This is a genomic window from Streptomyces sp. cg35, from assembly GCF_050410835.1.
Classification (GTDB): domain Bacteria; phylum Actinomycetota; class Actinomycetes; order Streptomycetales; family Streptomycetaceae; genus Streptomyces.
This window is the reverse complement of sequence record NZ_CP191268.1, coordinates 2,026,718-2,048,789: the sequence shown is the minus strand read 5'-3', so window position 1 is coordinate 2,048,789 and position 22,072 is coordinate 2,026,718. Positions and strand designations below refer to the sequence as shown.

22 protein-coding genes are annotated in these 22,072 nt (G+C 71.4%); 6 read left to right on the top strand and 16 right to left on the bottom strand.

Going from position 1 to position 22,072, the window contains the following annotated elements; translation table 11 throughout:
* Nucleotides 1-342: 342 nt before the first annotated feature.
* Nucleotides 343-1,551 carry a S8 family serine peptidase gene (locus ACQUQD_RS09510; protein ID WP_428951598.1) on the top strand — a complete coding sequence of 403 codons (1,209 nt, stop codon included), beginning with the start codon at nt 343-345 and terminating at the stop codon, nt 1,549-1,551.
* A 74-nt stretch (nt 1,552-1,625) separates the two neighbouring features.
* Nucleotides 1,626-2,180 carry a DUF1697 domain-containing protein gene (locus ACQUQD_RS09505; protein WP_428951597.1) on the top strand — a complete coding sequence of 185 codons (555 nt, stop codon included), beginning with the start codon at nt 1,626-1,628 and terminating at the stop codon, nt 2,178-2,180.
* Here ACQUQD_RS09505 and ACQUQD_RS09500 read toward each other — a convergent pair.
* On the bottom strand, nt 2,164-3,030 hold the full coding sequence (locus ACQUQD_RS09500) for an aldo/keto reductase (protein WP_428951596.1): 867 nt from the start codon (nt 3,028-3,030) through the stop codon (nt 2,164-2,166). The genes ACQUQD_RS09505 and ACQUQD_RS09500 overlap by 17 nt on opposite strands.
* A 135-nt stretch (nt 3,031-3,165) precedes the next feature.
* Here ACQUQD_RS09500 and ACQUQD_RS09495 point away from each other — a divergent pair, with 135 nt between their 5' ends.
* Entirely contained in the window at nt 3,166-4,170 is a 1,005-nt protein-coding gene (locus ACQUQD_RS09495; RefSeq protein ID WP_428951595.1) for a ketopantoate reductase family protein, read from the top strand.
* Between the two features lie 54 nt (nt 4,171-4,224).
* The gene (locus ACQUQD_RS09490; RefSeq protein WP_428951594.1) at nt 4,225-4,842 is read left to right on the top strand and encodes a TIGR03086 family metal-binding protein; all 618 of its coding nucleotides are present in this window, start codon (nt 4,225-4,227) and stop codon (nt 4,840-4,842) included.
* On the opposite strand, the gene ACQUQD_RS09485 is transcribed toward ACQUQD_RS09490, so the two are convergent.
* On the bottom strand, nt 4,832-6,112 hold the full coding sequence (locus ACQUQD_RS09485; RefSeq protein WP_428951593.1) for an MFS transporter: 1,281 nt from the start codon (nt 6,110-6,112) through the stop codon (nt 4,832-4,834). The genes ACQUQD_RS09490 and ACQUQD_RS09485 overlap by 11 nt on opposite strands.
* Before the next feature lie 80 nt (nt 6,113-6,192).
* Here ACQUQD_RS09485 and ACQUQD_RS09480 point away from each other — a divergent pair, with 80 nt between their 5' ends.
* Both ACQUQD_RS09480 and ACQUQD_RS09475 read left to right on the top strand, forming a co-directional pair.
* A complete protein-coding gene (locus tag ACQUQD_RS09480; protein ID WP_428951592.1) occupies nt 6,193-7,173 on the top strand; it encodes a helix-turn-helix domain-containing protein in 981 nt (326 codons plus the stop codon).
* A 175-nt stretch (nt 7,174-7,348) separates the two neighbouring features.
* The gene (locus tag ACQUQD_RS09475) at nt 7,349-7,882 is read left to right on the top strand and encodes an RICIN domain-containing protein (protein ID WP_428951591.1); all 534 of its coding nucleotides are present in this window, start codon (nt 7,349-7,351) and stop codon (nt 7,880-7,882) included.
* 57 nt (nt 7,883-7,939) lie between these two features.
* Here ACQUQD_RS09475 and ACQUQD_RS09470 read toward each other — a convergent pair whose 3' ends face one another.
* The 14 genes from ACQUQD_RS09470 to ACQUQD_RS09405 all read right to left on the bottom strand — a co-directional run bounded on the left by ACQUQD_RS09470 (nt 7,940) and on the right by ACQUQD_RS09405 (nt 22,016).
* Nucleotides 7,940-8,680 carry a sirohydrochlorin chelatase gene (locus ACQUQD_RS09470; RefSeq protein ID WP_428951590.1) on the bottom strand — a complete coding sequence of 247 codons (741 nt, stop codon included), beginning with the start codon at nt 8,678-8,680 and terminating at the stop codon, nt 7,940-7,942.
* A gap of 6 nt (nt 8,681-8,686) precedes the next feature.
* On the bottom strand, nt 8,687-9,565 hold the full coding sequence (locus ACQUQD_RS09465; protein WP_428951589.1) for an ABC transporter permease: 879 nt from the start codon (nt 9,563-9,565) through the stop codon (nt 8,687-8,689).
* On the bottom strand, nt 9,552-10,331 hold the full coding sequence (locus tag ACQUQD_RS09460) for an ABC transporter ATP-binding protein (RefSeq protein ID WP_428951588.1): 780 nt from the start codon (nt 10,329-10,331) through the stop codon (nt 9,552-9,554). Before ACQUQD_RS09460 ends, ACQUQD_RS09465 begins: the two co-directional genes overlap by 14 nt.
* 34 nt (nt 10,332-10,365) lie before the next feature.
* Nucleotides 10,366-11,484 carry an aliphatic sulfonate ABC transporter substrate-binding protein gene (locus tag ACQUQD_RS09455; protein ID WP_428951587.1) on the bottom strand — a complete coding sequence of 373 codons (1,119 nt, stop codon included), beginning with the start codon at nt 11,482-11,484 and terminating at the stop codon, nt 10,366-10,368.
* A 229-nt stretch (nt 11,485-11,713) separates the two neighbouring features.
* Nucleotides 11,714-13,072, bottom strand: a complete 1,359-nt coding sequence (locus tag ACQUQD_RS09450) for a sulfate adenylyltransferase subunit 1 (protein ID WP_428951586.1) — start codon at nt 13,070-13,072, stop codon at nt 11,714-11,716.
* Nucleotides 13,073-13,074: 2 nt separating this feature from the next.
* Nucleotides 13,075-14,010 (bottom strand): sulfate adenylyltransferase subunit CysD, encoded by a 936-nt coding sequence (gene cysD / locus ACQUQD_RS09445; RefSeq protein ID WP_428951585.1) that lies wholly within the window; start codon nt 14,008-14,010, stop codon nt 13,075-13,077.
* Entirely contained in the window at nt 14,007-14,573 is a 567-nt protein-coding gene (gene cysC / locus ACQUQD_RS09440; protein WP_428951584.1) for an adenylyl-sulfate kinase, read from the bottom strand. The genes cysD and cysC overlap by 4 nt, the downstream gene beginning before the upstream one ends.
* Before the next feature lie 4 nt (nt 14,574-14,577).
* Complete coding sequence (locus ACQUQD_RS09435) at nt 14,578-15,288, bottom strand: phosphoadenylyl-sulfate reductase (protein WP_428951583.1); 711 nt, start codon at nt 15,286-15,288, stop codon at nt 14,578-14,580.
* On the bottom strand, nt 15,285-15,464 hold the full coding sequence (locus tag ACQUQD_RS09430) for a hypothetical protein (protein WP_428951582.1): 180 nt from the start codon (nt 15,462-15,464) through the stop codon (nt 15,285-15,287). The genes ACQUQD_RS09435 and ACQUQD_RS09430 overlap by 4 nt, the downstream gene beginning before the upstream one ends.
* Nucleotides 15,461-17,158 (bottom strand): nitrite/sulfite reductase, encoded by a 1,698-nt coding sequence (locus ACQUQD_RS09425; RefSeq protein WP_428951581.1) that lies wholly within the window; start codon nt 17,156-17,158, stop codon nt 15,461-15,463. Before ACQUQD_RS09425 ends, ACQUQD_RS09430 begins: the two co-directional genes overlap by 4 nt.
* Before the next feature lie 391 nt (nt 17,159-17,549).
* Nucleotides 17,550-18,134, bottom strand: coding sequence for a GNAT family N-acetyltransferase (locus ACQUQD_RS09420; RefSeq protein WP_428951580.1), 585 nt, complete (start codon nt 18,132-18,134; stop codon nt 17,550-17,552).
* A 62-nt stretch (nt 18,135-18,196) separates the two neighbouring features.
* Nucleotides 18,197-18,811, bottom strand: a complete 615-nt coding sequence (locus ACQUQD_RS09415; RefSeq protein ID WP_428951579.1) for a DUF1266 domain-containing protein — start codon at nt 18,809-18,811, stop codon at nt 18,197-18,199.
* Nucleotides 18,812-18,843: 32 nt separating this feature from the next.
* Entirely contained in the window at nt 18,844-20,130 is a 1,287-nt protein-coding gene (locus ACQUQD_RS09410; RefSeq protein WP_428951578.1) for a GAF domain-containing protein, read from the bottom strand.
* 242 nt (nt 20,131-20,372) lie between these two features.
* On the bottom strand, nt 20,373-22,016 hold the full coding sequence (locus tag ACQUQD_RS09405) for an acyl-CoA dehydrogenase family protein (protein WP_428951577.1): 1,644 nt from the start codon (nt 22,014-22,016) through the stop codon (nt 20,373-20,375).
* Between the last annotated feature and the right edge of the window lie 56 nt (nt 22,017-22,072).

The following is a 22,072-nucleotide window of genomic DNA, read 5'->3' as shown; positions in this document are numbered from 1 at the left end:
CGGGATAAGCGACGTTCGTCCTGCTGCCCGGTGAGGTGTCACCGGCCCGGCTCATCCCTCCGGGCGGTGCGGCTCGGCTCGGAGGATGAGGTGAGCCCCTTACATCTATAGGGACTTCGGCGGCGGAAACGTCAATGAGGTGATCCGTCCGGTTTGTTATTACGAAACCTTGTTGAACAAGTCACAGGTGTATGTAGGTCTTGATCTGGTCGCGTCAATCGGTCAGGGTTTCGTCTCAACCCCCGGACATCTTCCGGAGATTGCCGGGGGCTGCATGAAATGACGCGCCCCCACGCGCGTAGAAACACAACCCCCCACATCACCACGAGGAGATACCTCTTCATGGCAACTCACAAGCGTGCGCGCACGATGAAGCTGACCGCGGCGATAGCCACGGCGGCGACCGCCGTGGGCGTGACGGTCTTCACCGGCAGCTTCGCGGGCGCCGCGGCCCCCGCCCAGGGCAAGGTGTACGGGCTCGACGCCAAGGGCGCCGTCGCCGGCAGCTACATCGTGCTGCTCGACCAGAAGGCGAACACCACCGCCAAGAAGGGCCTCGCCAAGGAGTACGGCGGCACCCTCAAGCGGAACTACGCCTCGGCCGTCAACGGCTTCTCGGTGAACGGTCTTTCGGAGACCGAGGCCAAGCAGCTCGCCGCCGACAAGTCGGTCGCGAAGGTCGTCCAGAACAAGAAGTTCCACATCGACGCCACCCAGGACAACCCGCCGTCGTGGGGCCTGGACCGCATCGACCAGGCGGACACCGCGGGCGACGGGAAGTACACGTACCCTGACAACGCCGGTGAGGGCGCGACCGCGTACGTCATCGACACCGGCGTCCGCATCAGCCACAAGGACTTCGGCGGCCGCGCCTCGTCCGGCTTCGACGCCGTCGACAACGACGACAGCGCCGACGACGGCAACGGGCACGGCACGCACGTCGCCGGCACCATCGCCGGTGAGGCGCACGGCGTCGCCAAGAAGGCGAAGATCGTCGCCGTCCGCGTCCTCGACGACCAGGGCTCCGGCACCACCGAGCAGGTCGTCGCCGGCATCGACTGGGTCACCGAGAACCACCAGGGCCCCTCGGTCGCCAACATGTCGCTCGGCGGCGGCGTCGACGAGGCGCTCGACGCGGCGGTGCAGAAGTCCATCGCGTCCGGCGTCACCTACGCGGTCGCGGCCGGCAACGAGTCCTCCGACGCCTCCCAGAGCTCGCCCGCCCGCGTCCCCGAGGCGATCACCGTCGCCTCCTCCACCAAGGACGACGAGCAGTCCGACTTCTCCAACTACGGCTCCGTGGTGGACATCTACGCCCCCGGTTCGGACATCACGTCCGACTGGAACACCGGTGACGACGCCACCAACACCATCTCCGGTACGTCGATGGCGACCCCGCACGTCGTCGGTGCCGCCGCCGTCTACCTCGGCGGGCACCCGGACGCGGCCCCGGCCGACGTCGCGAAGGCGCTCACCGACGGGGCCACCCCCGACGCCATCTCGAACGCGTCCGAGGGCACCCCGAACAAGCTCCTGAAGGTCGTCGAGTAACACCCGGCGATCCCACGACCGGCGGCCGTCGCGCCCACCCCCACGGGGCACGACGGCCGCCCTATCGTGTCCGGATGACGACCAGGAGATACGCGGCCCTGCTGCGCGGCATCAACGTGGGTGGCAACAAGAAGGTCCCGATGGCCCGGCTGCGCCCGCTGATCGAGGGGCTGGGCTGCACCGACGTCCGCACCTACCTGCAGAGCGGCAACGTGGCCCTCGCGGCGGACGGCGGCGACGAGGAGTCGCTGGCACGCGACATCGGGGCCGCCATCGAGGGCGAGTTCGGCTTCGCGGTCGACGTCCTCGTCCGGGACCACGCCTATCTGAAGGCCGTCATGGAAGCGTGCCCCTTCCCCGCGGCCGAACTGCAGGGCAAGCAGCTCCACGTCACGTACTTCTCCGAGCCGGTGAGCGCGGACCGCTTCGCCGACGTGGACCCGGCCGCGTACGCGCCGGAGGACTTCCGGCTCGGCGACCGCGCCCTCTACCTCTACGCCCCCGACGGCCTCGGCACCTCGAAACTCGGCGCCCAGCTCGGCCGCCCCGCGCTGAACAAGGGCCTGATCGCGACGAGCCGGAACTGGAACACCGTGGTCAAACTGGTGGAGCTCACGGACGGGGCGTGAGTGCGTCCAGCCGGGCCATGTCCTCCTCGGTGAGCCGCACTCGCGCGGCGCCCAGGTTCTCCTCCAGATGCCCGAGCGAGCCCGTCCCCGGCGTCGGGCACAGCACGGGGGAGTGGTGCAGCAGCCAGGCCAGCGCGATCTGCGACGGGGTGGCGTCGTGGGCCACCGCGATGTCGGAGCACACGGCGTCGCCCGAAAGGCTGCCGTTGCCCAGCGGGAACCAGGGCAGGAACGCGATGCCGTGCGCCTCGCACAGCTTCAGCAGCGGCTCCGAGGCGCGGTCCAGGAGGTTGTAGCGGTTCTGCACGGAGGCGATCGGCACGATGTCCAGGTCGAGCGCCGCCCGCAGCTGCCCGGCCGTGACCGAGTCCAGGCCCACGTGCCGGATCTTGCCCGCGTCCCGCAACTCCCGCAGCACGCCCAGCTGGTCGGCCATCGGGACCTCCGGGTCGAGCCGGTGCAGCTGGTACAGGTCGATGCGGTCCAGCCGCAGCCGTCGCAGGCTCGCGTCGCACATCGCGCGCAGCCGCTCCGGGCGGCCCTCGATGTGCCAGGCCTCGGCCGAGTCGCGCACGACACCGCCCTTCGTGGCGACCACCAGGCCGTCGGCGTACGGGTGCAGGGCCGCGGCGACCCGCTCCTCCGCCACGTCCGGGCCGTAGTTGTCGGCGGTGTCGACGAGCGTCACCCCCCGCTCCACGGCGCGACGCAGCAGCGCGGTCGCGTCCGCGTCGGTGCCGCGCGAGCCCCAGCAGCCGGGACCGGTCAGCTGCACGGTTCCGTAGCCGAGCCGGCGTACAGACAGGTCGGAGCCGATCCGGAAGGTCTCCAGCGGTGCGGGGCGCGTCATGGCGCGACCGTATCCGACGCCCTCCGCGCGCTCTCACGGCGGTGCCGTCGGCCGATGCCGCACGCAGCGAGAGTTTGCCGGATCGCAACAGCCGCGTCGATGGCCCCTGCAACCTTCCGTGAAAGGGTCGCGGACATGCGCTATCTCATCATCGGAGCAGGAGCGGTCGGCGGTGCCGTCGGGGGCCGGCTCGCGCAGGCGGGGCACGAGGTCGTCCTCGTCGCGCGCGGCGAGCAGTACAAGGCGCTGCACGCCGACGGACTGCGGCTGCAGACCCCGGAGGGGCAGCACACCCACCGGCTGCCCGTCGTCGACGGCCCCGAGCCGCTCGGCCCCCTCCGCGCCGACGACGTGCTGATCCTCGCGGTGAAGACCCAGGACAGCGCCGCCGCGCTCGCCACCTGGGGCGCGCGGCCCGTCGCGGGCGGCGGCACCGCGGCCCAGCGGCTGCCGCTGGTCTGCGCGCAGAACGGGGTGGAGAGCGAACGGCTCGCCCTGCGCGTCTTCCAGCGCGTGTACGCGATGTGCGTCTGGCTGCCCGCCACCTTCGTCGAGCCGGGCGTCGTCCGCGCCGACGGCACCCCGCTCACCGGCATCCTGCACCTGGGCCGCTACCCCGAAGGCGTCGACGACACGGCACGGGCCATCGCCGCCGACCTGGAACGGTCCCGCTTCGAGGCTCCGGTCGCGGCCGACGTCATGCGCTGGAAGTACGCCAAACTCCTGGCGAACCTGGCCAACTCCCTGGAGGCGGTCTCCGGCGTGCTCACCAGCGAGGAGGGCATCGCCCTGTTCCGGCGTGCCCGCGCCGAGGGCGAGGCCGTGCTCGCCGCGGCCGGTATCGCGTACACGCCGCAGGACGAGGAGCAGCGGGCGCGGGCCGAGAAGATCCGGTTCGAGCCCTTCGACGGAACACCGCGCGGCGGCGGCTCCTCCTGGCAGTCCCTCCACCGCGGCACCGGCACCATCGAGGCCGACTACCTGAACGGCGAGATCGCGCTCCTCGGCCGGCTGCACGGGGTGCCGACCCCGGTCAACGACGTCCTCCAGGAGTACGCCGACGAGGCGGCCCGCCAGCGGCGTCCGGCGGGCGCGACGCCCCTGGCCGAGCTGATCGCGGCGATCGACGCACGCGGCTAGGGCCTGTCGCGTTTGTTCAAGAGAGGGCGGCGGGCCCCGCCGTAGCGTCGGTGCATGGAAGAACGCATGGGCACCGTGTACCCGTACCTCGTCGAGGCCGCCGCCGAGGCCTCCCGCGTCGCGGCGGGCGTCGGCCCCGACCGGCTCGACGCCCCCTCGCTCTGCGGCGACTGGGACGTGCGCACCCTCGTCGACCACTGGGTGCTGTACAGCTCGCACGGCCTGGAGCACCGCGCGCTGCGCAGCCCCCTGCCCGAGGAGCTGACCGGACGGGACTTCACCGCCGACGAGGACTGGGCCGCGCGCTACGCCGCCCGGCTCGACGCGGCCGTCACCGCCTGGGCCGCGCCCGAGGTGTGGGCGGGCGACATCGACCTCGGCTTCGCCCGGCAGCCCGCCCCCGAGGTCGCCACGCTCCTGTGGGCCGAACTCGTCCTGCACGGCTGGGACGTGGCCCGCGCCACCGGCCAGGAGTTCCAGGTCTCGGCCGGCGCGGGCGCGCTGCTGCTCCGGGTCGTCGAGAAGAACGCCGAGACGTACCGCCGGTACGAGGGGTTCGCCGAGCCCGTCGACGTGCCCGGCGCCACGTCCGCCTACGAGCGGGCCCTGGCGGGCAGCGGACGCGATCCCCGCCACCCGGCTCGACACCGGGCAACCTCCGTCAGGGGCTGACGGACTCACCGCGCCACGCGTCCCGCCGCGCCCTGCGCACGGCGGGACCCACACCCAGACCCGCCGCGACGAACAGCACCCCGAGCACGGCCCAGCCCGCCGTCCCGTGGTCGATGGCCGTGGCGGTCACCAGGGCCGGTGCGGCCATCGTCGCCGCGGCCTGGCCCGAGTTGAACACGCCCTGGTAGACGCCCTGGGCGCGGGCGTCCGCCAGCCCGTATCCGACGGTCCAGCCGCCCGCGGCCGACAGCACCTCGGCGAGCACCTGCACCACCGCGCCCACCACCAGCACGGCCAGCGCCCACAGCGGCGACAGACCCGCCGTGCACGCGAACACCGCGCACGACAGCGCCAGCAGCAGCCCCGAGCGGCGCATCGCCCGCACCGCGCCCGACAGATCCTCCACACCGCGCGTCGCCCGCACCTGGAGCAGCGCCACCAGCGCACAGTTGAGGATCATGATCAGCGCCGCCGACCAGCGCGGCGCGTCCGTGTGCTGCACGATCCACAGCGGCAGACCCACCTCCAACAGGCTGTACTGCAGGGCCAGTACGGCATTGAGGAACGTCACGCCCAGATACGGCAGATCACGCACCGCCCGCCAGCGGCTCTCGGCCGGTGAGTCGTCCACGGGCCGCCGCGCGCCGCCGCCCGGCAGCCGCAGCACCATCAGCGCCGACCCGACGAACGCCACCGCGTCGACGAGGATCAGCGCCGTGTACCCGGCGCGACTGTCCACCTGCAGCGCCAGCGCGCCGAACGCGCCGCCCACCCCCATGCCCACGTTGGTGACCATCCGCAGATGCGCCCGGCCCTCCACCCGCGTCCCGGCGGGCAGGACGTCGGCGTACAGCGCGTTGCGCACCCCCATGCTCGCCTGGCACAGCGCCGCGTAGCCGATCGCCGTCGCCAGGAAGGAGGCGTACGAGCCGATCAGCGTGTACGCCGCCAGCGCCGCACCGCAGCCGATCCACAGCACCGTCAGCACCGGCCGGCGCCCCCACCGGTCCGATGCCCGGCCCGCGGGCACCCCCGCCGCGATCCCGAACAGGCCCGCCACGGTCAGTCCGATCCCCACCGACGTGGCGCTCAGGCCGATGATCCGCGTGAAGTACAGCACGCTGACCGGGAAGAAGAGGCCGCGCCCGAAGGCGTTGAGGAGCGTGAGCAGGGAGAGGCGCAGCAGCAGCGGGTCGGTGGGGAGCATGCCGGCGAAGCGGGTGGCGGGCGCGGCCTCGACGGGCCGTGCCTCGGTCGGCGAAGTGGTCATGACCACAGGGAACCGGGCTCACGCCGCCGTCCGACATTCCTTTAGCGTGGAGCTAAAGGGTGAAGGGGGGAGAGCGCGGGGTGATCGAATTCCGTTTCGTGGTCGGGGATCTGGCCCGCACCTCGTTCGCGTACTCGCCCCTCCAGGAGGCCGTGTACTCGCTGCGCTGCTGGCGCGACCCCGCCCGTTACCCGCACCAGCGCCCGTGGCTGCGCCGGCTCGCACCGGCCTTCGGGCGTCTGGACACCGAGCTGCTCACCGCGCTGATCGCGCCGAGACTGTGGATCCCGGACTTCCTCACGCCGCGCCCCGACCGGCCCCGCCCCGTCTTCGGCCAGCAGCTGGACGCCCTGCGCGACGTTCCGCTTCCGCTGATCGCGCAGCACTTCACCGCCGCGTACGGCGCCGAACGGCTCCCGCCGGTGGTCCGCGCGGGCCTCACGGACCCGGCAGCCTTCCTCGACCGCGTCCTGACGGCCCTGGACGCCTACTGGCACGACTGTCTCGCCCCCGACTGGTGGCCGCGCGCGCACCACGTCCTGGAGGCCGACCTCGCCCACCGCGGCAAGGTCCTCGCCGAGGAGGGCGCGGGCGGCCTCTTCGCGAGCCTCGACCCGCGCCTGAGCTGGAGCGGCGAAGTCCTCACCCTCGTCAAGAAGTTCGACCGGCACCCCTGGCCGGAGGCCGACATCCGCATCGGCGGCCGCGGTCTGGTCCTCGTCCCCACGCTCTTCGCGCAGGGCGCCCACACGATGATCGACCCCGGGCTGCCGCCGCTCCTGTCCTACCCGGCGCGCGGCCGGGCCACGATCTCCGAGGCGCCCCCGCCGGCCAACGACGAGGCCCTGACCCGCCTCCTCGGCGCGGCCCGCGCCCGCATCCTCCGCCTCCTCGCCGACCCCGCCTCCACCACCCAGCTCGCCCACCGGCTCGGCGTGACCCCGGGCGCCGTGAGCCAGCACCTGTCGGTCCTCTACGACGCGGGACTCCTGTCGCGGACGCGCAGCGGACGCAGCGTGCGGTACGCGCGCAGTGAGCTGGGAGAGCGACTGTGCGGGTGACTCAATTCCGTGGCGCCGCGAAATAGCTGTTTACGGAGGCCTGATGGTGAAGCTCTGGGGAACCTCAAGCAATCGTGCGGAAAGAGTGACCACAGTTCGGGCCCGTTGAAATCGGATGATCTTGAAGGTAAGTTTTCCCGGGTCAAGGAAAAAGAATAGATCGGGGGATCTCTTCATGACTTCGAAAAATCGGCTTGCTCTGCTCGCCTCCACGGCGTCGCTCTGTCTCGCGGCCGGCGTGGTGACCGCGGGCGACGCGGAAGCAGCCACTTCCTGGCGCACGCTCAAGTTCACGCACGGGTCCAACATCTGCCTCAGCCTGCAGTCCAAGGCCAGCACGAAGAAGGGCAAGCGCACCCAGATCCGGAAGTGCAACGGGGGCGCCGCACAGCTGTGGCGCATCGACCGCTTCAAGTACCACGGCAAGTACCTCGCCAAGCTGCACCCCGGGACCGCCACCAGCACGTGCCTGGACGCCAAGAAGTCGGAGAAGCTCGGCAGCGGCTGGCACCTGCATGCGGCGAAGTGCAGCTCTTCGGCGTCGCAGAAGTGGAAGTACGTGCTGAGCAACACCGGCAGCTATTTCACCGCTCAGAACTACAGCACGAACCTCTGCGTCAACGCCTACAAGAAGGGCAAGAAGTCCGGGACCTGGGTGGGCACGGCCAAGTGCACCAGTAAGGCCGGTCAGATTCTCCTGGTCGCCTAGTTCCTGCTCCGAGAACTCCCGGGAATTCGCATGGGATTCCCGGGAGTTTCCTTTTTCTCAGGCGCCGACAGCGGCCGGCACGGAAAGCACCGCATGCGTGTACCGCTCGATGACGGTCCGCGCCACCTCCGGCGCCGCCCCCAGCACGCCGGCCAGCACATCGGCCCCGGCCGCGCCTTCCGCGACCCGGTCCGGCAGGCGCCCCGGGGCCAGGAAGTACGGGGCGACCGCGACGCGGGCGCAGCCCAGGCCGCGCAGTTCCCGAACGACGTCCTCGGTACGGGGCAGAGATGCGGAGGCGAACGCAGGCCGCACGGCGCACCAACCGGTGTGCCGCCACTCCCGCGCGATATCAGCGATCACTGCGATCGCCTCCGGGTCGGTGGAGCCCGCCGAGGCCAGGACGACCCCGGTCGTGGGCTTGTCGGCCGGGGTCAGCCCGGCCTCGTACAGGCGGCGTTCGAGCGCCGACACCAGAAGCGGTGAGGGACCGAGGACCTCCGCCTGACGGATGCGCAGCGAGCGCGGGGCGGTGCGCAAGGCCGCCGGGATGTCGGACTTCGCGTGGAAGGCGCGGGTGAGGAGCAGCGGCAGGGCCACCACGTCCCGCACCCCCTCGGCCGCCAGCGACTCCAGCACCCCGGTGACGGACGGGATGTTGAAGTCCAGGAAAGCCGTCTCCACCCGCACACCCGGCCGTTGCGCCCGGACCTCGCGCACCAGTGCGTTCACCGTCGCGGCGTGCCGCGGGTCGCGGCTGCCGTGGGCGATGAGCAGAAGAACGGGCTTGTGGTGCATGGCGATTCAGTTCCTGACGAGCAGCCCGCGGCTGCGCAGCACCCTGCGCTCGAGCGGGCTGAAGATGAGCAGGTCGATGGCGATGCCGACGAACAGAATGAGCAGGATGGCCTCGAACACCATGGCCATGTCGATGGCGGTGCGGCCGTTCTCCAGGAGCTGCCCGAGGCCCACGCCCAGGTCGGGGAAGTTGGCGATGATCTCGGCGGCCATCAGCGAGCGCCAGGAGAACGCCCAGCCCTGCTTGAGGCCGGCGACATAGCCGGGCAGCGCGGCGGGCAGCGTGATGTGCCAGGTGCCGCGCAGGCCGGTCGCGCCCAGGGTGCGGCCCGCCCGCAGGTACAGCGGCGGGACCTGATCGATGCCGGACACCAGGCCGTTGGCGATCGAGGGCACGGCGCCGAGCAGGATGACGGCGTACATCATCGAGTTGTTCAGGCCCAGCCACACCACGGCCGGCGGCACCCAGGCCACCGAAGGCAGCGACTGCAGTCCGGACAGCACGGGTCCGATGGCCGCCCGGACGAACTTCACCCGCGCCACCAGCAGTCCGAGCGGCGTCCCGATGCACAGCGCGATGGCGAAGCCGAGCAGGCCGCGGGAGACACTGGTCCAGATGTAGCCGAGCAGCTTGCCTTCGAGCCAGTCGTGTTCGAAGGCGTGGTAGACGGCCGCGGGCGACGGCAGCTTGGACGGGTCGTCGACGACCGGGACGAGCAGGGTCCAGGCCACCAGGACCACGCCGACGGCGATGATCGGTGGCAGGACCTTGTTCCTGAAGGTGTGGCTGACGGGCGTCCGCGCCTTCGCGGCGGTCTCCAGTGCGTCGAGACCCGCCTCGACGCTCCCGGCGTCCTGGGCCACCGGCGTCTCAGTGCTGGCCATGTCGGCGGATCTCCCCACGCAGTACTTCGGTGATCTCAAGGGACAGCTCCGCCACGGGCGCGTCCTCGATGCGGCGCGGCTGCGCGATGTCCACCGTCCATTCGCGGGCGACCCGGCCCGGACGCGAGGACAGCAGCACGACCCGCTGCGCGAGGCGCACGGCCTCGCGCACGTTGTGCGTGACGAACAGGACGGACACGCCCGTCTCCGCCCAGATGCGGGTCAGTTCGTCGTGCATGACGTCCCGGGTGATCGCGTCGAGCGCCGCGAACGGCTCGTCCATCAGCAGCAGCCGGGCGTCCTGGGCGAGCGCCCGGGCGAGCGCCACGCGCTGGCGCATGCCGCCGGACAGCTCGTGGACGCGCTTGCCGTACGCGCCCTTGAGGCGGACGAGCGCGAGCAGTTCCTCGGCCCTGGCACGCCGGTCGGGTTTGGCGACACCCTGGAACTTCAGGGCGAGTTCGATGTTCTTGCCCGCGGTCAGCCACGGGAAGAGCGCGTGCTCCTGGAACATCAGGGCGGGGCGGCCCTGCGTCGTGATGGACCCCGTGGTGGGCTTGTCGAGCCCCGCCACAAGGTTCAGCAGCGTGGACTTGCCGCAGCCCGAGGCTCCCAGGAGGGTGACGAACTCGCCCGGAGCGACATCGAGACTGATGTCGTCCAGGACGAGCTGCTGCCCGCCCGGACCGGCGAAGGACTTCGAGACATGCTCGAGCCGGGCCGCCCGGTCCACTGCCTCCGCTGCTTTCGCGAGCGTCGTGGCCATGGTCGTCACCTCCTGGGAATCTGTGGGTCCGGTCTCAGTTCGCGCCGAGGCCGGCGTCGTCGACCTTGGCCCCGCCCTCGGCCGCGAGGACCTTGTTGAGCGGCCTGAGGTCGTAGATGCCCTTCAGGTCCGGCTTCTCCAGCAGCCCGGCCTTGACCGCGTGGTCGGCCTCGGTGCCGAGCGTGGACGCCAGCGGATCGTCGGTGATCTGGATCGACTTCCACGCCGGGTCGAGCACCTCGGCGGGCAGCGCCTTGCCCGAGTCGGCCTCCAACTGCTTGTTGGCGGACGCCTTGGCCTTGTCCTCGTTGGCGTTGATCCACTTGTTGGCCCCGACCGAGGCCTTCAGGACCGCTTCCACGGCCTTGGGGTGCTTCTCGAGGAAGTCCTGCCGCACGATGACGTTCGTGATCACGAACTTCTTGTCGGGCCACAGCGAGGCCTCGTCGAGCAGGGTCTTGCCGCCCTCGGCGACCAGCTTGGAGGCGGTCGGCTCGGGCACCCAGGCACCGTCGATGGAACCGTTCTTGAAGGCGTCCGGGGTCACCTTGTTGTCGCTGCGCACGACGGTGACGTCGCCCTTGCCGCTCTGGGCGTCGACCTTCCAGCCCTGTTCCGCGATCCAGTTGAGGAACGCGACGTCCTGGGTGTTGCCGAGCTGGGGCGTGGCGATCTTCTTGCCCTTGAGGTCCTTGAGGGACTTCACCTTCTTGGGGTCGACGACCAGCTTCACGCCGCCGGACGCCGAGCCGGAGATGATGCGCAGCCCCTTGCCCTTCGACTTGGTGTAGCCGTTGATCGCGGGGGACGGGCCGATCCAGCCGATGTCGATGGAGCCGGAGTTGAGGGCCTCGATCTCGGACGGGCCCGCGTTGAACGTCGCGTACTTGGCCTGGGTGGCGCCGAGCGACTTCTGGAAGAAGCCCTGCTCACGACCGACGAGAGCGGTCGCGTGCGTGAGGTTGCCGAAGTAGCCGATCTTCACCGAGTCGAGGCCGTCGATCTTCTTGGCCCCGGCAGCGACCTTCTGCTTCGCCGAGTCGTTGTCGGAGTCCGAGCCGTAGCCGCAGGCCGTCGCGGTGAGCGCGAGGAGCGGCAGGGCGGCGACGGCGACGAGGCCGCGACGCGCGAAGGTGGAACGGTTGGCAGGCACGGGAGGTTTTCCTCTCGTTGGCCCGGCGGTCACGCCGTCAGGGCGGGGCCGGGAAGTCGGCAGGTCTTCGTCTGTGGGGGTGTGGGGCGTGGGGGGCGTGGGCGCGCAGGCAGTGCGCGTACGTCATCGCGCACATCGCGCGACCCCGCCCTGTCCGCTGCCGAGGGCGCCGCTGCCGACGCGGCCGCCCTCCTTGGCGAACGTCCCGTAGTAGTCGATGGAGGTCATGTCAGAAGTCCCAGCCGTCCTCGTCGTCGACGGACGCGACGGCCTCGGCCGAGGCGGCGAACGCCTTGCCCGCCATCCCCGCCGCCAGCGTCGTCCCGTCCGACGGGTCGATCAGCAGGAACGAACCGGTGCGCCGCGAGTCGGCGTACGCGTCGATGGCGAGCGGCTCGGCGACCCGGACCTTGACGCGGCCGATGTCGTTGGCGACGAGCTGCCCCGGCTCGGGGTGCTGGGAGAGGTCGTCGAGGGTCAGCCGCGACGGGATCTCCTTCACGATCGCCTTGACCGTGCGCGTGGTGTGCTTGAGCAGCACCCGCTGGCCGACGACGAGCGGGGTGTCGGCGACGTGGCACACGGTCGCCTCGACGTCCTGCGAGGTCGCGGGCGCGTCGTGGCTCGGCACGATCAGGTCGCCGCGCGAGATGTCGATGTCGTCCTCCAGGAGGAGGGTGACGGACTGCGGCGTCCATGCCACGTCGACGGCCTTGCCCAGCAGGTCGATCCCGGCGACCTTCGACGTGCGGCCGGAGGGCAGCACGGTGACGGACTCGCCGACGCGGAACGTACCGGCGGCGATCTGCCCCGCGTAGCCCCGGTAGTCCGGGTGCTCGGCGGTCTGCGGCCGGATCACGTACTGCACGGGCAGCCGCGCGTGGCAGCTCGTCAGGTCGTGGCTGACCGGCACCGTCTCCAGGTGCTCCAGGACGGTCGGGCCGCCGTACCAGTCCATGTTCGCGGACGCCTCGACCACGTTGTCCCCGGCGAGCGCCGAGATCGGGATCGCGGTGATCTCCGGGACGCCCAGGTCGCCCGCGTACGCGGTGAACTCCTCGGCGATCTGGGCGAAGACGGACTCCTGGTAGTCGACGAGGTCCATCTTGTTCACGGCCAGGACGACGTGCGGGACGCGCAGGAGCGCCGCGACGGCGGCGTGCCGGCGGGTCTGCTCGATGACGCCGTTGCGCGCGTCGACCAGGACCACGGCGAGGTCGGCGGTGGAGGCGCCGGTGACCATGTTCCGGGTGTACTGCACGTGGCCCGGGGTGTCCGCGAGGATGAAGCGGCGCCGGGGCGTGGCGAAGTAGCGGTAGGCGACGTCGATGGTGATGCCCTGCTCGCGCTCGGCGCGCAGGCCGTCGGTGAGCAGCGCGAGGTCGGGCTCGGCCGCGCCGCGGCTGCGCGAGGCGTGCTCGACGGCCTCCAACTGGTCGGCGAGGACCGACTTGGAGTCGTGCAGCAGACGCCCGACGAGCGTGGACTTGCCGTCGTCGACCGAGCCGGCCGTGGCGAACCGCAGCAGGGTGGTGGCCGAGAGACCCGCGAGTTCCTCGGCGGCCGTGGAGTCGGTGGTGCTGGTCATGTCTAGAAGTACCCCTCGCGCTTGCGGTCTTCCATCGCGGCCTCGGACATCTTGTCGTCGGCGCGGGTGGCACCCCGCTCGGTCAGCCGGGACGCGGCGATCTCCGCGATGACCTTCTCGATGGTCGTGGCGTCCGAGTCGACGGCGCCGGTGCAGGACATGTCGCCGACGGTGCGGTAGCGCACGAGCCGGGTCTCGACGTCCTCGCCGTCCTTCGGGCCGCCCCATTCACCGGCGGTCAGCCACATGCCGCTGCGCTGGAAGACGGGCCGCTCGTGCGCGTAGTAGATCTCGGGCAGCTCGATGTTCTCGCGGGCGATGTACTGCCACACGTCCAGCTCGGTCCAGTTCGAGAGCGGGAAGACCCGGACGTGCTCGCCGGGCGCGTGGCGGCCGTTGTAGAGCTGCCACAGCTCGGGGCGCTGACGGCGCGGATCCCACTGCGAGAACTCGTCGCGCAGCGAGAACACCCGCTCCTTCGCGCGGGCCTTCTCCTCGTCGCGGCGCCCGCCGCCGAACACCGCGTCGAACTTCTCGCTCTGGATCTTCTCCGTGAGCGGCACGGTCTGCAGCGGGTTGCGCGTCCCGTCGGGACGCTCCTTCAGCACGCCGCGGTCGATGTAGTCCTGCACGGACGCGACGTGCAGCCGCAGCCCGTGCTCGGCCACGACGCGGTCGCGGTAGTCGAGGACCTCGGGGAAGTTGTGCCCGGTGTCGACGTGCAGCAGGGAGAAGGGGATCGCGGCGGGCGCGAACGCCTTGAGCGCCAGGTGCAGCATGACGATCGAGTCCTTGCCGCCGGAGAACAGAATCACCGGCCGCTCGAACTCGCCCGCCACCTCACGGAAGATGTGCACCGCCTCGGACTCCAGAGCGTCCAAGTGGCTCAGCGCGTAAGGGCTGTCGGTCTCCTCGGAGACGGAAACCACGGTCGTCATGCGGCGAGACCCCTCTCGGTGAGCAGCGCACGCAGCGCTGCCGCGGACTCCTGCACGGTCTGGTTGTGCGACTCGATGCGCAGATCGGGCGATTCGGGCACCTCGTACGGGTCGTCGACCCCGGTGAGCCCGGACAGCTCGCCCGCCGCCTGCTTCGCGTACAGCCCCTTCACATCGCGTACGGAGCAGACCTCCACCGGCGTCGCGACGTGCACCTCCAGGTAGGCGGTGCCGCCCGCCTGGTGGCGCTTGCGCACGGCCTCCCGGCTGTCCGCGTACGGAGCGATGACCGGGACGAGCGCCAACACGCCGTTACGGGCCAGGAGTTCGGCCAGGAAACCGATGCGCTGCACGTTCGTGTGCCGGTCCTCGCGGCTGAAGCCGAGGCACGCCGAGAGGTACTCGCGGATCTCGTCACCGTCCAGCACCTCGACCTGCCGGCCCTCGGCGCGCAGCGTGTCCGCCAGCTCGTTCGCGATGGTGGTCTTGCCGGCGCTCGGCAGACCCGTGAGCCAGATCGTGGCTCCGGTCACTTGCTTCTCCAAAGTCTGTGTCTGGTCCATGAGTTCAGCCGTGGATCCCGCACTCGGTCTTCGCCCGGCCCGCCCAGCGTCCGGCGCGCGCGTCCTCGCCCTCCAGGAGGCGACGGGTGCACGGGGCGCAGCCCACGGAGCCGTAACCGTCCATCAGCAGCGGGTTGGTGAGCACCCCGTGCTCGGCGACGTACGCGTCGACGTCGTCCTGCGTCCAGCGGGCGATGGGGGAGACCTTGACCTTCCGCCGCTTCTCGTCCCAGCCGACGACCGGCGTGTTCGCGCGGGTCGGGGACTCGTCGCGGCGCAGTCCCGTGGCCCACGCGGCGTATGCGGTCAGCCCCTCCTCGAGGGGCTTCAGCTTCCGCATCGCGCAGCACAGGTCGGGGTCGCGGTCGTGCAGTTCCGGGCCGAACTCGGCGTCCTGCTCGGCGACGGTCTGCCGGGGCGTGAGCGTGATGACGTTCACGTCCATCACGGCCTCGACGGCGTCGCGGGTGCCGATGGTCTCCTCGAAGTGGTAGCCGGTGTCGAGGAAGACGACGTCCACGCCGGGCAGGGCACGCGAGGCGAGGTGGGCGACGACCGCGTCCTCCATGGACGAGGTCACGCAGAACTTCTTGCCGAAGGTCCGCGTCGCCCATTGGAGGATCTCCAGGGCGGAGGCGTCCTCCAGGTCGCGCCCGGCCTGCTCGGCGAGCGCCTTCAACTCTTCAGTGTCCGAGGCGATCTGAGTCGTGGTCATATCTCTTCCCCTCCACCGTCGTTGCGCTGAAGCCCCCGGGACAGGAGTCCGAGGAACTTCAGCCGGAAGGCTCGATTGCACGCCGCGCATTCCCAGGCGCCGTGACCTTCTTCGCTCGGACGAAGGTCCTCGTCGCCGCAGTACGGGCAGTAGAAGGGGGCCGCGCGCTCGCTCATGACAGGGCCTCCTCGGAGGCGCGGGCGGTCCAGGCGGCGAACCGCTCGCCGTCCTCGCGCTCCGCCTGGAAGCGCTTGAGGACCCGCTCGACGTAGTCGGGCAGCTCGGCCGACGTGACCTTCAGGCCGCGCACCTTGCGGCCGAACCCGGCCTCCAGGCCGAGCGCGCCGCCGAGGTGCACCTGGTAGCCCTCGACCTGCTCGCCGTTCTTGTCGAGCATGAGCTGGCCCTTGAGACCGATGTCCGCGACCTGGATACGGGCGCAGGCGTTCGGGCAGCCGTTGAGGTTGATGGTGATGGGTTCGTCGAAGTCCGGGATGCGGCGCTCCAGTTCGTCGATGAGCGAGGCGCCGCGCGCCTTCGTCTCGACGATGGCGAGCTTGCAGAACTCGATGCCGGTGCAGGCCATGGTGCCGCGCCGGAACGGCGAGACGTTGACCTTCAGGTCCAGCGCCTCCAGGCCGGCGACCAGGGAAGGCACCTGCGCCTCCTCGACGTCGAGCACGATCATCTTCTGCTCGGCGGTGGTGCGCAGGCGCCCGGAGCCGTGGGCGCTCGCGACCTCGGCGATCTTGGTGAGGGTCGTGCCGTCCACGCGGCCGACGCGGGGCGCGAAGCCGACGTAGAAGCGCCCGTCCTTCTGGCGGTGCACACCGAGGTGGTCGCGCCAGGTGCCGGCGGGCTGCTCGGGCGCGGGCCCGTCGACCAGCTTCCGCTTCAGGTACTCGTCCTCCAGGACCTGGCGGAACTTCTCGGCGCCCCAGTCGGCGAGCAGGAACTTCAGCCGGGCACGGGTGCGCAGGCGCCGGTAGCCGTAGTCACGGAAGATGCCGATGACACCGCCGTACACGTCCGGGACCTCGTCGAGCGGCACCCACGCGCCGAGGCGCTGACCCAGCTTGGGGTTGGTGGAGAGACCGCCGCCGACCCACAGGTCGAAACCGGGGCCGTGCTCGGGGTGGTTCACGCCGACGAACGCGATGTCGTTGATCTCGTGCGCCACGTCGAGCTGCGGGGAGCCGGAGATCGCGGTCTTGAACTTGCGCGGCAGGTTGGAGAAGTCCGGGTTGCCGATGAAGCGCCGCTGGATCTCGTCGATGGCGGGGGTGCCGTCGATGATCTCGTCCGCGGCGACCCCGGCGACCGGCGAACCGAGGATCACGCGGGGCGTGTCACCGCAGGCCTCGGTCGTCGACAGGCCGACGGCCTCCAGCCGGTTCCAGATCTCGGGCACGTCCTCGATCCGGATCCAGTGGTACTGGATGTTCTGCCGGTCGGTGATGTCGGCGGTGCCGCGCGCGAACTCCTGCGAGATCTCGCCGATGACGCGCAGCTGCTCGGTGGTCAGCCGCCCGCCGTCGATGCGTACGCGCAGCATGAAGTACTCGTCGTCCAGCTCCTCGGGCTCCAGGACGGCGGTCTTGCCGCCGTCGATCCCGGGCCGGCGCTGGGTGTACAGGCCCCACCAGCGCATGCGGCCGCGCAGGTCGTTGGGGTCGATGGAGTCGAAGCCGCGCTTGGAGTAGATCGTCTCAATGCGTGTCCGCACATTGAGACCGTCGTCGTCCTTCTTGAACTGCTCGTTGCCGTTGAGCGGCGTGAAGTGGCCCACGGCCCACTGGCCCTCGCCACGGTGACGGCTCACCTTGCGGCGGGGCGCGGCGGCAGCGGGCTTCTCAGGGGTGGCAGCCATGGATGTACGTCCTTAACAAGCAGGCAGTCAAAAGTGCGGCGCGCAGCGCCTCGTCGAAGGGTGGTGGCCGGGTGGCTCTGACCGGCACACTTCGCGCAGGGCGCGGCGGTGCGCAGGGAGACGGGGCGGAGCGGGGAAGTCGGCGGTGCTGGTTCTCTCAGCGCGCCGGACAGATGGCGCTGGACATGCGGCCGAAGTCGACGTGCCGTCGACTCACCAAGGCGATTCCAGCTGTAGACATGACGGAAGCGTGTCATGGGACTTTGGGCCCGGTCCACCATCGTCCGTCATTTGGACGTGGTTGTCCCACATCGTGGACGATGGTGGTGCCGGTCACATGTCGGTCAGGTGAAAGGTCGTATACGCCCGTAATGGGGTCGACGGCGGGCTCTCAGGCGGACGGGAACGCGCCGGGCCACGGCCCGGGCGTCGCCACCTCCGGCTCCTCGCCGGTCTCGGTCCTGAACAGCCGGAACCCGCGGCGCTCGTAGTTGGCCATCGCGTGCTCCCCGTCGAGGCTGCACGTGTGCAGCCACACCCGCTTCGTGGGCGTCCGCCCGGGCCACCGATCCGCCAGGTCCCAGGCGCGTGCGATCCCGTACGACAGCAGGTGCCCGCCGATCCGCCGTCCCCGGAAGGCCGGGACGAGCCCGAAGTAGACGATCTCCACGACACCCTCGTCCTGCGCGTCCAGCTCCACGTATCCGGCGGGCGTCCCCCGGTCGTGGGCGACCCAGGTCTCGGCACCCGGCCGCGTCAGCTGCTCCTGCCACTGCGCGTACGTCCAGCCGAGCCGGTCGATCCACTTGATGTCGCCGCCGACGGACGCGTACAGGAACCGGCTGAACTCCGGCGAGGGCACCTCGGCGCGCACGATGCGCACGTCGTCGCCCTCGGGCGGGGTCGCGGGGCGCAGATCGGAGGGGGACGTCTGCTCCAGCGACCAGGTGGTGACGGTGATGTTGCTGCTGCTCATGCGGCCCATGCCATCACGGGGGACGTGCCCGGGCCAAGGGCGGACCGTCGGGCCGGACCGGCCTACGCGCGCGCCACGTCCGGCTGCCGGATGGCGTCCCAGGGGGCCTGGTTCCACGGACTGGCGACCGCGGCCGGGTCGAGGAGGCTCCTGAGGTGCGCGTCGGCGTCGGCCTGCGGGGCGGGGAACGACGCCTCCGGGGTGCCCTGGAGTCCGTCCCGCCAGACCGTGCGGCCCAGCAGATAGTGGTCCGCGTACTCCCGCCACGAGTTGTACGTGCCCGCGACCTGCGGCACCACGTTCTTCAGCAGGTTCCAGGCGTCCGCCTCCGTGAGCATGCCGCAGGCGAAGCCGCGCCGGGTGATGTCCGTGTACAGGGCGATGTCCCAGGCGAGCGGTTCGACGCCGAGCCGCGCCCGGGCGCCCGCCCGGTACCCGGACCGCGCGAGACCGCCGAGCCGCCCGATCAGCTCCTGCCGCGTCCCGATCCCCCACTGCTCGGCCAGCCACCGCAGCGCCTTGTCGTCGTCGATGCGGGTGAACGGGTACAGGGTTGTCCGGGAAGCGCCCCGGTCACGGCTCACCGGCGCGCTCAGGGAGACCATCCACAGCTGGTGCGCGGTGAGCGGGGCGGGGTACTCGCGCTCCGTCTTCCGCTTGCGTTTCAAGAGGGCCATGGGGGCGGAGCGTACTCAGGTCCACAAGGGCGTCAGGGGCCGGGCGTCCGGGCGCTGTGCACCGCCGGTGCCGTGGAGTGCGGCAACAGGGCCAGCGGATCGTCCGGCAGGTGCACCTCCACCTCCGTGTCCTCCAGGAAGCGGTAGGGCCGGTGCGCCAGCAGACCGCCGAGATAGCGGCGCACCCGGGACATCTCCGCGCGCACCGTCACCGTCCGCGCCGGATCCCCGAACAGATCCTCGGCCAGGCCCGCCGCGCTGCGCCCCTCGCGGTGACGGGCCAGCAGGAACAGCAACTCGGCGTGGCGCGGGCTCAGTTCGTGCGTCCAGGAGCCCGCGGGACCCGACACCTCGACCGACCAGCGGCGCGGCCGGCTCAGGTCCAGCCGGACGTGCGTCGCGGTGAGCGGCTCCGCGGCGTCGTCCACCAGGATCAGCCAGCCGCCCGGCAGCGGCGTCGCCTTGCAGGCGCCCAGCGAGGGCAGCCAACAGGAGCCCTCCGCGAGCGACTTGGGCAGGGCCACCCGGTCGAGCAGCGGCATCCCGGTGACCGCCGCCGTCCAGCCGTGCCGGTCGACCGCCAGGGCCCGGCCGCCGATCCGCGCGAGGACCGGCGCCGCCACGGCCCGCAGCCGCTCCAGACCGCCCACGTGCCGCTCGCGCAGCCGCGCCTCCGCGAGCAGCGCCACCGACTTCACCCACGACAGCGTCGCCGGATGCATCGTCTCCAGCGGGCCGCTGACGTCCACCACTCCGAGCAGCCGCCCGTCGCGCGGATCCGTGATCGGCGCGCCCGCGCACGTCCACGCGTGGTGCGAGCGCACGAAGTGCTCGGCGGAGAACACCTGGACGGGTCTGCGGGTCACCAGCGGCGTCCCCACCCCGTTCGTCCCGACGACGTCCTCGGCCCACAGCGCGCCCACTTCGAAGCCAAGCCGGTCGCCCCTGCGCAGCACCCCCGGATGCCCCTCGCGCCACAGGATCCGGCCGTCGGCGTCGCTGATCACCATGATGTGCTGCGCCGCCTCGGCCACCGACACCAGCGCCTCGCGCAGCATCGGCAGCACCGGCAGCAGCGGCGAGGACTGCCGCCGCTCCTCGACCTCGTCGACACTGAGGAGTCCGGAACGCACGTCGCGGTCCGGGTCGACGCCGCCGCGCAGCATCCGCTCCCAGGACTCGCCTATCTCCGGCCGCGGCATGACCTGCGGCCGCCGCCCCGAGAGCGTCGCCGCCCGGACGCCCTTGAGCAGGCGGGACGCGAACGTCACGTCCATCGCGGACAGCCGCGCCAGGTCGAGAGTCGAATCCTCGTTCATGCCTGAATCCTCGGATTGCGGGGGAGTGACGACTGTCGTGCACCTCCGAGCCACGGCAAGAGTGGGCCTTCCGAAGGCAGGTTGCAACCCCCTGCAACCCTGGCGAACAGCCGTACGGCGTTTGAAACTGGCACCAACGCCGCCGAGGCGGCGTTCAAGCTCCTTCAGGGGCCTGAAAGGCGGGGATGGTGCCGTGTCGGCGCAGCACCATCCCCGCGCTCATTCCACCGTGACCCGGCTGTTCAGGACACCGGGCGCGCCCGCTCCACGATCTCCGTGAGCCCCAGCGTGTGCGGCAGCGTCCCGAACGCCGCACCGTGGTCCCCGCCGAGCCGCGACGCGCAGAACGCGTCCGCCACCTCGGCCGGCGCGTACCGCACCAGCAGCGACCCCTGCAGCACCAGCGCGATCCGCTCGACGAGCCGCCGCGCGCGGGCCTCGATGCCGTCCAGGTCGCCGAGTTCGGTCAGCAGGTCCTTCACGGCGGCGTCCAGTCGGTGATCGGCGCCGCGCGTCGTCCCCACCTCCAGCAGGAACGCGTCGAACGCCGCGGGCTCGCGCTGCAGCGCCCGCAGGACATCGAGCGCCTGCACGTTGCCCGAGCCCTCCCAGATCGAGTTCAGCGGCGACTCGCGCAGCAGCCGCGGCATCCCCGACTCCTCCACGTAGCCGTTGCCCCCGAGGCACTCCAGGGCCTCCGCGGCGACCGGCGTGCACCGCTTGGTCACCCAGTACTTGGCGGCCGGCACGGCGAGCCGCAGCAGCGCCCGCTCCCGCTCGTCGCCGTCGGCCGCGCGGTCGTACGCCGCCGCCAGCCGGAGCGCCAGCGTCGTCGCGGCCTCCGACTCCAGGGCCAGGTCGGCCAGCACGTTCCGCATCAGCGGCTTGTCGACGAGCTTCCCGCCGAACGCCTCGCGGTACGTGCAGTGGTGGATCGCCTGCGCCACCGCCTGCCGCATGAGCGCCGCGGAGCCGAGCACACAGTCGAGGCGGGTCGCCGCGACCATGTCGATGATGGTGCGCACCCCGCGCCCCTCGTCGCCGACCCGTCGCGCCCACGTCCCGTCGAACTCGACCTCGGCCGACGCGTTCGACCGGTTCCCCAGCTTGTCCTTGAGCCGCTGGAGCGCGAACGGGTTGCGTGATCCGTCCGCCAGGACCCGGGGCACGAGGAAACACGTGGGACCCCCGTCGGCCTGCGCGAGCACCAGGAACCCGTCCGACATCGGTGCGGAGCAGAACCACTTGTGGCCGGTGAGGGCGTACGCCCCGTCGTCGGCGAGGGCCACCGCACGCGTCGTATGCGCGCGTACGTCACTGCCGCCCTGCTTCTCCGTCATCCCCATGCCGAGAAGCGCCCCGGCCTTCCCGGACACGGGCCGCAGCCCGAAGTCGTAGACGGTGGACGTCAGACGCGGCTCCCACCGCGCGGCGAGCTCCGGCTGCGCGCTCAGCGCCGGCACCGCCGCGTGCGTCATCGACAGCGGGCACAGATGCCCCGCCTCGACCTGAGACCACACCAGGAACGCGGCCGCGCGCCGCAGATGGCCGGCGGGCCGCGCCCAGGCGGCCGTCAGCCCCGCCGAGACGCCCTCGCCCATCAGGCTGTGCCAGGCCGGGTGGAAGTCGACCTCGTCGATCCGGTGGCCGTAGCGGTCGTGGGTGCGCAGGACCGGCGGGTGCTCGTTCGCGAGGCGCCCCCACTCCTGGGCCCGGGCGGAACCGGCGGTGCTGCCGAGCACCGTGAGTTCCGCCCGGGCCGTTTCCACAAGCGCGGCGTCCAGATGCCGCTCCAGGCCCTCGGTGAGGGCCCGGTCGGCGGTGAAGACGTCGTATCCCACCAGCGGCGGGGGCTGGTTGGTCACCGTGTGCGTGCTGCCCGACATGACGGCGAACCTACCGGCGGCGCGGCGCGGACCGCGACCGCGCCGCCGGGAGCGTG